Raw genomic sequence first — 11,146 nt, 5'->3', positions numbered from 1 at the left:
CCACCGCCCCACCGCCCCCACGCCCCCGGGGCGCGGGCGTCACATCGAAGAGGTAGGCGTGGAAGCCGCGCGCGTGCAGCACTTCCCACAGCGCGGCCGTGCGCGGCGCTGCGTCCCGCAGGCTGTCCGGGCGCACCATGCGCTTCACCACGCCGGCCTCCGTCCACCCTTCCGGCAGCGCGCGCGAAAGCTGGTCGCGCTCGGTGGCCTCCAGCAGGGCGTGCAGCAGGGCGCGCTCGGCGTCCGGATGCGCGCCGGAGCCATTCGTCGTCCAGCCCACCGACACCGGCCCCAGCTCCACCGTCCCCGATGGCGGGCAGTACACCCCCTGCGCCGGCACCCAGATGGACTGGCCGCTGCGCGGGTCCTGTGCCTCGCACCACGCCAGCCGCACGTCCGGCCCGGCGAGCCTGGGCACCGCCACCTGTCCCGCCGACCCCAGGGACTCCACGCCCCAGACGGGGGCGCCCGCCCGTTCAAGCTCCGCGCGGGTGCCCCAGCGCAGCCGCTCCGGCCGCACCGTCTCCGCGGCCCACAGCTCCGCGGTCTCCAGGAGCGCGCCCCGGGCGGCGTCCTCGAAGGTGAGGCCCTTGCCGTTGCAGACCTGGAGCACATGGCCTCCGGGGCGCACGGCGCAGGCCACCTCCACGCCGGTGCGGTCCAGGCCGGTGACGCGCGCCACCCGCGTCACCCCCAGGGCGGTGGCGAGCGCGGTGCGGAAGGCGGGGTCGTCGAGTTCGTTCCTGGCAGGCAACACGATGGAAGACCTTAGCCAGATTCCCGACGGACCGGGCGACCGGCGCGGCGCGGCGTGGGATGGCGGGGAAAACGTGGTAGGGGAAGACGGACCCCGCTGCCCCGGGAGGAGCACGCACCGCATGATTTCTGTCGGAAACCTCGCGCCAGACTTCGTCGCGACCGACTGCCACGGTCAGGAGGTGCGACTGTCGGGGCTGCGCGGCCGGCGGGTGGTGCTCTTCTTCTTCCCCCGCGCCTTCACGGTGGGGTGCACCATCGAGAACCGGGCGTTCCGGGACAACCACGAGCGGATCCGCGAGCTGGGCGCGGAGCTGGTCGGCGTCTCCGTGGACACCCTCACCACCCAGTGCGACTTCGCCGAACAGGAGGGCATCCACTTCGCCCTCCTGGGAGACGATGAGCGGCGGATCAGCCGCTCCTGGGGCGTGCTGTGGCCCCTGCTCAACGTGGACCGGCGCGTCACCTTCATCATCGGCACGGACGGCACCGTCGAACACGTCATCCAGCACGAGGTGCGCGTCTACCGGCACCTGGACGACGTGCTGAAGTACCTCCAGACGCACCCCGCCCCCGGCGCCCCCAGCGCCTCCGCCTGACGCTGGCGCCCGGGGAACACGCTTCCTCGCCTGCTCCGAGCCGGTGCCGGATTCCGGACGCCCGGTGCATTTTCGGGGCGAAATCCCCCGGAAAATAACCTTCCGTGCCGTGGCGGGTTGGAGGCCATGTGAGCGGACGGGTCCTAGGACTGGCGCGGCCTGGACAGGGCGCGGGGGCCCCCACGGACGAGGCCCTGTGCGGGGCCTTCCTGGCGGGGGACGCGGCGGCGTTCGGCCAGCTCTTCGAGCGGCACCGGGGGCTCGTCTTCGCGCTGATGCGCCGCTACACCACGAGCGCGGAGGACGCGGCGGACCTGACGCAGCAGGCGTTCCTCCGGGCCCTGGAGGCCTCGCGCCGGGTGTTCGCGCGCTTCAGCCCGGCCACGCCCGCGCCCTTCCGGGCCTGGCTGGTGCGGGTGGCGCTCAACCTGGCGAAGAACCACGCGCGGCAGGGCTTCCGGTGGAGGCCGGTGCTGGTGGAAACGGTGACGGACGACGTCGCGGGGGAACACGGGGAGAGCGTGGAGGCGGCGCTGGAGCGCACCCAGCGAGGCCAGCAGGTGCGTCAGGCGGTGCTCGCCCTGCCCCGCCGCCAGCGCGAGGTGCTGACACTGCGGGTGGACGGCGGACTGCCGTTCAAGGACATCGCCCAGACGCTGGGCATCACCGAGAACAACGCGAAGGTGCAGTTCCACCACGCGGTGAAACGCTTGAAGGCCGACGTGGCCGGGACACCAGGGGAGAAGCCGTGATGGGTGCGTGCGTGGAATACGAGGAGCAGGCGAGCCTCCACGCCGCCGGGGCGCTGGAGGGAGAGGAGGCCACGCGCTTCCGCTCCCACCTGGAGTCCTGCGCGGCCTGTCAGGCGGAGGTGGCGGCCGCCCAGGAGGTGCTGGGGCTGGTGACGCTGCCGCCCCCGACGGCCATCGAGGCGCGAGCGCAGGAGGGCCTGGGCGCGCGGACCCTGGCGGCGTGGCGCCGGGAACAGACGCGCCGGTGGATGGGACGCCGGGCGCTGGGTTCGCTCGCCGCCGTCGCCGCGGTGGTGGCGCTGATGCTGGGCCCTTCCGCGCTGGAGCGACTCAAGGCGCCCCGGGCGGGCACGACGGCGCAGGTGGCGGGAGCGGCCAGCGACGACCTGGACGCGGAGACGCTGGCCGCGTTCGAGGCGTGGGCCGGGTTGGATCCTCTGGACGCGGACGCGTTGGCGGCCAGCTGGGACGGTGACGACGACATGATGGACGGCGACTTCGACGACCCGGGAGAAGCACTGTGAAGAAGACGATGAAGCGGATGACCTGGGCGTTGGTGTTCGCGCTGCCGATGATGGCCCTGGCCCAGCCCGACGCGAAGGGCCCGGGAGCGCGCGACCCCGACCGCATGGCGAAGGCCGAACAGCGACAGCGGCTGCGTCAGGTGCTGGAGCTGGCGGACACGCTGGAGCTGGACAGCGCGCAGGCCCTGAAGATGGATGAGACGCTGCGCCGCTTCGACGAGCGACGCCGGCCCCTGCGCGAGCAGGTGCGGGAGTCCGCTCGCACGCTGCACCTGGCCTCGCGGGGCGACGGCGCGGCGCTGGGGCAGGTGGATGCGGCGGCGCAGAAGGTCTTCGATGCGCGGGCGCAGATCGCCGCGTTGGAGCGGGAGATGTATCAGGCGCTCGCCAAGGACCTGCCCCCGCAGAAGCGCGCGCGGCTGGCCGTCGTCCTGGCCCGCTCGGAGGGCGCGAAGTGGTTCAAGGGCAAGGAAGCCAAGGGAGCGCGCGGAGACTGAAGACGCCCCTCCCCGGCGTCGGAGACGGACAGGCGGGCTTGAACGGGTCATCTTCCCGGGACGACCCCATCGTCATGGAGCCGACCGTGTCCCGTCTCCCGGGGCATGCCCGTCCCCGAGGAGGCCGTCATGCGTCTGCTGTCCCGTGTCGTTCCCGTGCTGGTGGGCCTGGGGCTCGCGTCCTGCGCGGGCGTCGACGTAGGCACCAACTACGACCCCGCGGCGGTGGAGCGGATCGACAACTTCCGCACCTATTCGTGGCTGGAGCAGCCCCAGAAGAGCCAGGACACGCGCATCAACAACGCCATCGTCGACGCGCGCGTGAAGGAGGCGGTGAACCAGGACCTCCAGTCGCGTGGCTACCGGAAGGTGGACGCGAGCGAGAACCCGGACTTCCTCATCGGCTGGCAGGGCGCCATCGACACGCGGCTGTCCGCGGACACGGTGGACAACTACTACGGCTACCCGTGGGATCCGTTCTGGGGCTCGTACTACGGGCCGTACGGCGGGGGGGCGACCTACGTGCGCCAGTACGACGTGGGCACGCTCATCCTCGACGTGGTGGACACGAAGGCCAAGGCGCTCGTGTGGCGCGGCACGGCCCAGACGGACCTGGGCGACACCCCGAGCGCCCAGGCCACCGGCAAGAAGCTCGACGAGGGCGTGGAGAAGATGCTGGAGCGCTTCCCGCCCAAGGCCGAGAAGCCGAAGTAGGCACGGCCTTCGCGTCAGCGGGCCCGCCGCAGGGCGCGCGTGAGCACCCACGCGCCCAGCAGCCCGCCCACGCCCACCAGCGCCACCAGCAGCACGAGCCAGAGGAAGACCCGGTCCACCAGGGGCCCCAGCCGGTCGAACGCGTGGTCCACCCAGCCGCGCGCCAGCCCGTCCAACTGCTGGAGCGTGGCCACGCGTTCCGCATGCAGGGCATCCACCACCGCCTGGCGTTCGCGGCCCACGTCCGCGAGCACGGCCTGTCGCTCCTCGGTGACGAAGCCCTGGAGGCCCAGGCGCTCGTTGTGCAGCGCCTCCAGCACCGCCTTGCGTTCACGGTCGATGAGCGCGGGCGTGTTCGCGGCCACCGCGCCCACGCGCTCCAGCAGGTCCACGGTGCGGCCCAGGTCCGCCAGCGTGGACTGGAGCATGGGCGAGCGCATCGCGTCGTCCACGACCAGCTCCGCCTGCCAGCGGGCCTGTCGGGGCAGGCTGCCCGCGTAGAGGTCCACACGCGCGGTGAGATCGCGCGTGTCCTCGACGAGCCCCGCCGCGGTGGAGCGCAGGCCTCCACCGGAGACCTCGGTGATGGAGGCCAGCAGCGGCGCGGTGGACTCGCGCGTGACGAGCGGTCCGGTCAGCGGATGCTCCGCGGCCCACCCGTGCACGATGCCCCGCGCCCGCGACACGTCCTCGTCTCCGGTGACGTCGCGCCACACGCCTTCAAGTTCGGCTTCCAGGTCCGCCAGCGACTTTTCGGCGTGTTTCACCAGCTCTGGCGGAGCGTTCGGGGCGTAGCGAGGCAGCGCGTCCTGGATCTGCACCAGCAGCGCCCAGGCATCGATGAGCGCGGCCACGGGGTCGGGCTGGAAGAGCGCGCTCTGCACGGCGGGCACGGCATTGGCCTTGAAGCGCAGCATGGCCCCGGCCACCTTGGGGGAGTCGGAGCGCGCGGTGAGGTCGTCCGCCATGGCCTCCAGCAGTCCAGAGAAGCGCCGGGCCAGGTCGCGCACGCGGGTGCGCAGCGCCGCCACGGACAGGTCTGAACGGCCCACGCGCGACGTCAGCTCCGAGCGCTGGGGCTCCACCGACGCACACCCGCCGACGAGCGCCGCGAGCAGCACCACGGTCACGAAGCGGGTGAAGGAAGAGCGCGGGGTCATGGGCCGGGACCTAAACTGCGCACGTCCGCGCGCCCGGCCGAGCAGCCCCCACGAACGACGCCCGCGTCGGAAGTCGGACGACCTGGCGCGGCCTGCTCAACCCGACCCCGGCGCGGCCCCGGAGGCACCGGGCCCGGCACCGGGAAACACCGTCACTTCTCCGCGAGCGCCTTGTCGAGCGCGGCCTTCAGCTCCGGGCTGTCAGGCGTGACGCTGCTGGGGAAGGCGGCCTTCACCTGGCCGTCCTTGCCCACCACGTACTTGTGGAAGTTCCACTTGGGCTCGCCGTGGTCCTTCGCGAGGAACGCGTAGACGGGGGACTGGCCCTCGCCCTTCGTCTTCACCTTCTCGAACATGGGGAAGGTGACCTTGAAGCGCAGCTCGCAGAACTTCGCGATCTCCTGCGACGTGCCCGGCTCCTGCCCGCCGAAGTCGTTGGAGGGGAAGCCCAGGACGACGACGCCCTTGTCCTTGTAGCCCGCGTAGAGGGCCTCCAGACCCTTGTACTGCGGCGTGTAGCCACACTCGGACGCGGTGTTCACGACGAGGGCGACCTTGCCCTGGAAGTCCGACAGCTTCTCGGGCTTGCCGTCCAGCCGGTTGGCGGAGAGCTGATGGAAGGACATGGGGGCTTTCTTCTCCGGCTTCGGGTCCGCGGCGGAAGCCGCCGTGGAGAGACAGAGCACCGTCGCGACGGTGAACAGCAGTGGGGTTCGCATGCGGTGCGCAGGATGCCGGAAGGAGTTCAAGGTTTCACCGTCCCCGCGAGGCCACGCGGGCCTTGGGTTCTTCAGTGGAAAAAACCGTCTTCAGCACCCGGCCCGTGGGCGTCTTGAGCTTCGCCACGTCGCGAGGCGTGCCCTCGCCCACGATGCGGCCGCCACCCTCGCCGCCCTCCGGCCCCAGCTCCACGACGTGGTCGCCCGCCGCGATGACCGACGGGTGGTGCTCGATGACCACCAGCGTGTCGCCCCGGTCCACCAGCCGGCCCATGAAGGTGATGAGCTTCTCCACGTCGCCCAGGTGCAGGCCCGTGGTGGGCTCATCCAGCACGTAGAGCGTGGGCTCGTGACGCGAGGTGGCCGTCAGCTCCGCGGCCAGCTTCAGGCGCTGCGCCTCGCCACCGGACAGCGTGTTGGAGCCCTGGCCCAACTGCAGGTAGCCCACGCCCAGGTCCGCCAGACACACCAGCGGCGCGGCCACCTTGGGCAGCGAGCGGAACACGTCCTTGGCTTCGTCCGCGGACAGGCGGAGCACGTCGCCCACGGTGAGGCCGTGGTAGCGCACCTCCAGCGTGGCGGCATCGAAGCGCGCCCCGTTGCAGGCCTCGCACGGCGTGACGACGTCCGGCAGGAAGGACATTTCGTGGGAGATGGCGCCCTGCCCTTCGCACACCTTGCAGCGGCCGCCGCTCGCGGTGTTGAAGGAGAAGCGCGCGGGCCCGAAGCCGCGAATCTTCGCCTCGGGCGTGGCCGCGAACACGCGTCGCAGCTCGTCCCAGATGCCCAGGAACGTGGCCGGCACCGAGCGCGGCGTGCGGCCGATGGGCGACTGATCCACCGACAACACCCGCTTGATGGACTCCACGCCCTTGAGTGAATCGAACGCGCCGGGCTTCGACGTGACGAGTCCCAGCCGGTCGCGCAGCGCCGGGAACAGCACCTGACGGATGAGCGTGCTCTTGCCGGAGCCCGACACGCCGGAGACGACGTTGAGCCGTCCCACCGGCAGCCGCAGGTCCACGCGCTGGAGGTTGTTCGCGCGCGCGCCCTTCAGCTCCACCCACGCCTGGGGCTCGCCCCGCCCTGAAGGTGGCCGCACCTGGGAAGCCCGGAGCGCGAGCGCGGTGGGAGAGTCCGACTCCAGCACCACGTCCGGAGGGCCCTCGGCCAGGATGTGGCCGCCGCCCCGTCCGCCCGTGGGGCCCAGGTCGAGCAGGTGATCCGCCGCGCGGATGGTGTCCGAGTCATGCTCCACCACCAGCACCGTGGAGCCCGTGTCCACCAGCGCGCGCAGGTTGTCGAGCAACCGGTGCGTGTCACGCGGGTGCAGGCCGATGGTCGGCTCATCCAGCACATACAGCGCGCCGGTGAGGCCCGCGCCCAACTGCGCGGACAGCCGCAGCCGCTGCATCTCGCCACCGGACAGCGTGGCCGCGTTGCGGTCCAGGGACAGGTAGCCCAGACCCACGCGCTCCAGGAACTCCAGCCGCCGCAGCATCTCCTGCCGCGCCGTCTCGCCCAAGAGCGCCCGGTCCCCCTTGAGCTTCCAGGTGCGCACGCGCGCGAGCGTGGACGTCACCGAGGTCTGCACCACCTCGTGGTAGCGAGCCCCCTCCAGCCGCACCGCGCGAGGCACCGGCGCCAACCGGCTGCCACCGCACGCCCTGCACGGGGCCGTCTCACCCTCCGCCATCGCCGCCGCGCCGCCCTGCACGCCGGTGCCTTCACACGACTCGCAGCGGCCCTGCTTGGTGTTGAAGGAGAACCAGCGCGGATCCAACTCCGGCACGGCGGTGCCGCACTTCGGACAGGTGCGCTCGCTGGACAGGAGCGTCTCCGCCTTGCCCGTGCGAACCTTCAAGGCGCCCTTGCCCCAGTTGAGCGAGGACTCGAACACCTCGCGCGGCAGCTTCGCGAGCCGGCCCTCGTACATCACGAGGTCGATGTCGTGTTCCTTCGTCTTCGCCAGCCGGGGCGGGTTGTCCGTGGACGCAAGCTCCCCGTCCACGATGGCCTGCGTGATGCCCGCGCGGGCCGCCGCCGTGAAGACATCCAGGTACGTGCCCTTGCGAGCGCGCACCGCGGGCGCCAGCACCTGCCCGTCACCCTTCGTCCCCGTAATCTGCGCGAAGAGCGCCGCCGGCGTGGTGGCGCCGATGGGCGTGTCGTCGTTGGGGCAGTGCGGCTCGCCAATCTTCGCGTACATCAGGCGCAGGTAGTGGGCCACCTCCGTGACGGTGGCCACGGTGCTGGTGGCGCCCGCGCGGGACGTGCGCTGCTCCAGCGCCACGGTGGGCGGGATGCTGCTGATCCGCTCCACGTCCGGACGCGGCAGCGTGGGCAGGAACTGCCGCGCGTACGGCGTCAGCGTCTCCAGGAAGCGGCGCTGCCCTTCGGCGAACACCACGTCGAACACCAGCGAGCTCTTGCCGGAGCCGCTGGGCCCCGTCACCACGGTCATCTTCCCCAGGGGAATGCGGCACGACACGTCCTGGAGGTTGTGCTCGCGCGCATGCTCCACCTCGATGGCGGGCGGCACCTCCTTGCCCGGCTTGCGCAGCTTCACCGTGCGGGCCAGCGGCTTGCCCTCGCCCCGGAGCGCGGCGGCGGTGGCGCTGCCCTTCACCTTCGCCACGTCCTCGGGCGTGCCCTCCGCCACCAGCCGGCCGCCGTCGCGACCGCCCTTGGGCCCCAGGTCGATGATCCAATCCGAGCCCTTCATCACCGACACGTCGTGGTCCACCACCAGCACGCTCGCGCCCCGGTCCACCAGCGCGTGCAGCGACGCCATCACGTGGCGCACGTCCTCCGCGTGGAGGCCGGCGCTCGGCTCGTCGATGAGGAACAGCGTGCCCTTGGCGTCGCTGGCCAGCGCGCGCGCCAGCTTCAGCCGCTGCGCCTCGCCACCGGACAGCGTGGACAGGGGCTGGCCCAGGGGCAGGTAGCCCAGGCCCAGGCGCTGCGCCGGCCCCAGGGTGCGCTTGAGCGCCGCGTCGTCGCCGAAGTGCTGGAGCACCTCATCCAGCGTCATCTCCAGCACCTGCGCCACGCTGAAGCCGTGGTGCCGGACGGCGAGCACCTCCTCCTTGAAGCGCCGGCCCCGGCACACCGCGCACAGGAGGGCCACGTCCGCGAGGAACTGCATCTCCACCGTCTCGTAGCCTTCGCCCGAGCACGCCTCGCAGCGGCCCTTGTCCACGTTGAAGGAGAAGTGCGCGGACGTCAGGCCCCGCACCTCCGCCTCGGGCTCCGACGCGAAGCGCTCGCGCAGCCGGTCCCACGCCTTGGTGTACGTGGCCGCGTTGCCGCGCGACGTGCGCCCCAGCGGGGACTGGTCCACGAAGGTGATGTCCTCGACCTGCGCCCCGCCCTCCACCGCCGCCACGTCGCCGGGGGCCTCCACGTCCTTGACGCCCAGGCCGCGCGCCAGGTGCCGGTAGAGCACCTCGTCCATCAGCGTGCTCTTGCCGGAGCCGCTGGGGCCGGTGATGGCGCACAGCACGCCCAGCGGCACGCGCACCGACACGTCCTTCAGGTTGTGCTCGCGCGCCTCGCGGATGACCAGCTCGCCCGTGCGGGTGCGCGGCGTGCGCGGCGCCTCCGTGCCACCGGACAGCATCCTTCCGGTGGGCAGATCCTGGCGCTTCGCCAGGGCCTCGGGGGTGCCATCGAAGCACAGCGTCCCGCCCTGGCGTCCCGCGCCCGGCCCCAGCTCCAGCACGCGGTGCGCGGAGCGGATGACCAGCGGATCATGCTCGATGACCAGCGCGATGTTGCCCCGGTCCGCCAGCTCCGAGATGGCCTCCGTGAGCGGCGGCACGTCCCCCGGGTGCAGGCCCACGGTGGGCTCGTCCAGCACGAAGAGCGCGCCCGTCAGCGACGTGCCCAGCGCCGCGGTGAGCGACACGCGCTGCGCCTCCCCCCCCGACAGCGTGCGCGCGGGTCGGTCCAGCGTGAGGTAGCCCAGGCCCACGCGCTGCAGGTAGCGCAGGCGGCCGGAGAGCTCGCGCCGCGCCAGGTCCCCCTGCCCCGTGAGCGTCTTCAGCGCCTCCAGGCGCGCGAGGCCGTCCGTCAGCTCCAGCCCGTGCCAGCCCGGCAGGTCCAGGCCGCCCACCCGCCACGCGCGGGCCTGCTCGTTGAGCCGCGCGCCGTGGCAGCTGTCGCACAGCGTGTACGCGCGATAGCGGGCCAGGAGCACGCGCACGTGCATCTTGTACGTGCGGCCCTCCATCCACTTGAACCACGCGCGCACGCCCGGATAGGCGCGGCCCTCGTCGTAGCCGCCCGACCCTTCGAGCACCGACTCCCGCTGCGCGGCCGTGAGCTTCTCCCATGGCTTGTCGAGCGGGATGTTCTTCTGCCGGCACCAGCGCTGGAGCATGTCCCGCTCCCAGCTCGTGGACTGCCCGGACCAAGGCCGGATGGCGCCCTCCGACAGGCTCAGCGACGGGTTGGGGATCACCTTCCCCCAGTCGATGCCGATGGTGCGTCCGAACCCGCGACACGGCGCGCACGCGCCCACCGGGCTCTGGTAGCTGAACAGGCCCGGCCGCGCGGGCTCGAACTCGCGCGCGCACTTCGGACACACCAGCCCCCGGCGCAGCCGCTTCGGCGCGGACTCCGGCAGGTGCAGCATCGCTTCGCCCTCCGCGCGCGCCCACGCATCCTCCAGCGCCTGGGTGACGCGCGACAGGTTCGCGTCCGACAGCTTCACCCGGTCCACCACCACCTGCGCCACGCCCGCGGGGTCCGTGGACTCCCCCGGTTTGAGCGTCTCCAACTCCTTCACCTCACCCTGCACCATCAGCCGGTGGTAGCCGTCCTTGAGCAGGCGGGCCCTCGCGTCCAGGAACGCGGCCGTGTCCGGGATGCGCACGGGGAAGGTGAAGACACCCGTCGCGTCCGGGTGCTCGCGCAGGGCGGCCTGGGCGGCCACGCGCGCGTCGGTGCGGACCGCCTCCAGCCCACAGTCCGGGCACACCGGCATCGCTTCCCGGGTGAAGAGCGCGGACAGGTACGGCTCCACGTCCGCCAGCGTCGCCACCGTGGAGCGGGAGCTCTTCACCGGCGCGCGCCGGTCCACCGCCACGCCCGCGGCCACCGGCTCCAGGGCCTCCATGGGCGGCCGCTCCAGCCGCTCGAGGAACTGCCGGGCATACGGACTGAAGCTCTCCACGAAGCGGCGCTGGCCTTCCGCGTAGAGGGTGTCCAGCGCGAGGCTCGACTTGCCACCGCCGGACACGCCGGTGATGCAGACGAACTCTCCTTCCGCCAGGTCGACGGAGAGATCCTTCAGGTTGTGGGTGCGAGCGCCAACGAGGTGGGTCTTGTGCATGCCGGCCGGAGGTTTAACGAGCCGACACTCCGGCGCCAATCACAACGTCGAGGAACACACCGTCTGATGCCTGGGCGGGTTGGGAGG

Annotated in this window: 9 protein-coding genes; 5 read left to right on the top strand and 4 right to left on the bottom strand. The window is 72.1% G+C overall.

Annotated features, from left to right (window positions below):
• A partial coding sequence (locus D7X74_RS33490; RefSeq protein WP_233602369.1) for a YcaO-like family protein occupies positions 1–757 on the bottom strand: 757 nt, incomplete at its 3' end.
• Between the two features lie 121 nt (positions 758–878).
• Between D7X74_RS33490 and D7X74_RS33485 the strand changes: the two genes are divergently transcribed.
• The 5 genes from D7X74_RS33485 to D7X74_RS33465 all read left to right on the top strand — a co-directional run bounded on the left by D7X74_RS33485 (position 879) and on the right by D7X74_RS33465 (position 3,842).
• Positions 879–1,355 carry a peroxiredoxin gene (locus tag D7X74_RS33485; protein ID WP_120537066.1) on the top strand — a complete coding sequence of 159 codons (477 nt, stop codon included), beginning with the start codon at positions 879–881 and terminating at the stop codon, positions 1,353–1,355.
• A 128-nt stretch (positions 1,356–1,483) separates the two neighbouring features.
• Positions 1,484–2,107 (top strand): RNA polymerase sigma factor, encoded by a 624-nt coding sequence (locus D7X74_RS33480; RefSeq protein ID WP_120537065.1) that lies wholly within the window; start codon positions 1,484–1,486, stop codon positions 2,105–2,107.
• Positions 2,107–2,631: a zf-HC2 domain-containing protein gene (locus D7X74_RS45115; RefSeq protein WP_120537070.1), complete on the top strand. Its 525-nt coding sequence runs from the start codon at positions 2,107–2,109 to the stop codon at positions 2,629–2,631. Before D7X74_RS33480 ends, D7X74_RS45115 begins: the two co-directional genes overlap by 1 nt.
• Positions 2,628–3,128 carry a hypothetical protein gene (locus D7X74_RS33470; protein ID WP_370450832.1) on the top strand — a complete coding sequence of 167 codons (501 nt, stop codon included), beginning with the start codon at positions 2,628–2,630 and terminating at the stop codon, positions 3,126–3,128. Before D7X74_RS45115 ends, D7X74_RS33470 begins: the two co-directional genes overlap by 4 nt.
• Before the next feature lie 129 nt (positions 3,129–3,257).
• Positions 3,258–3,842 (top strand): DUF4136 domain-containing protein, encoded by a 585-nt coding sequence (locus D7X74_RS33465; protein WP_120537068.1) that lies wholly within the window; start codon positions 3,258–3,260, stop codon positions 3,840–3,842.
• A 14-nt stretch (positions 3,843–3,856) separates the two neighbouring features.
• Here the strand turns inward: D7X74_RS33465 and D7X74_RS43235 are convergent, their stop codons facing one another.
• The 3 genes from D7X74_RS43235 to uvrA all read right to left on the bottom strand — a co-directional run bounded on the left by D7X74_RS43235 (position 3,857) and on the right by uvrA (position 11,059).
• Entirely contained in the window at positions 3,857–5,002 is a 1,146-nt protein-coding gene (locus D7X74_RS43235; protein ID WP_158622333.1) for a chemotaxis protein, read from the bottom strand.
• Positions 5,003–5,154: 152 nt separating this feature from the next.
• On the bottom strand, positions 5,155–5,721 hold the full coding sequence (locus tag D7X74_RS33455) for a glutathione peroxidase (protein ID WP_199732944.1): 567 nt from the start codon (positions 5,719–5,721) through the stop codon (positions 5,155–5,157).
• A gap of 34 nt (positions 5,722–5,755) precedes the next feature.
• Positions 5,756–11,059 (bottom strand): excinuclease ABC subunit UvrA, encoded by a 5,304-nt coding sequence (gene uvrA, locus D7X74_RS33450; protein ID WP_120537064.1) that lies wholly within the window; start codon positions 11,057–11,059, stop codon positions 5,756–5,758.
• Positions 11,060–11,146: the final 87 nt, after the last annotated feature.

This window comes from Corallococcus sp. CA047B (assembly GCF_003612065.1).
Lineage (GTDB): Bacteria > Myxococcota > Myxococcia > Myxococcales > Myxococcaceae > Corallococcus > Corallococcus praedator.
This window is presented reverse-complemented; position numbering and strand designations above follow the sequence as displayed.

Excerpts from the sequence above, each read along its gene's own strand:
- D7X74_RS45115 (WP_120537070.1), top strand. The coding sequence starts at position 2,107 with ATGGGTGCGTGCGTGGAATACGAGGAGCAGGCGAGCCTCCACGCCGCC.
- uvrA (WP_120537064.1), bottom strand. The coding sequence starts at position 11,059 with ATGCACAAGACCCACCTCGTTGGCGCTCGCACCCACAACCTGAAGGAT.
- D7X74_RS43235 (WP_158622333.1), bottom strand. The coding sequence starts at position 5,002 with ATGACCCCGCGCTCTTCCTTCACCCGCTTCGTGACCGTGGTGCTGCTC.
- D7X74_RS33485 (WP_120537066.1), top strand. The coding sequence starts at position 879 with ATGATTTCTGTCGGAAACCTCGCGCCAGACTTCGTCGCGACCGACTGC.
- D7X74_RS33455 (WP_199732944.1), bottom strand. The coding sequence starts at position 5,721 with ATGCGAACCCCACTGCTGTTCACCGTCGCGACGGTGCTCTGTCTCTCC.
- D7X74_RS33465 (WP_120537068.1), top strand. The coding sequence starts at position 3,258 with ATGCGTCTGCTGTCCCGTGTCGTTCCCGTGCTGGTGGGCCTGGGGCTC.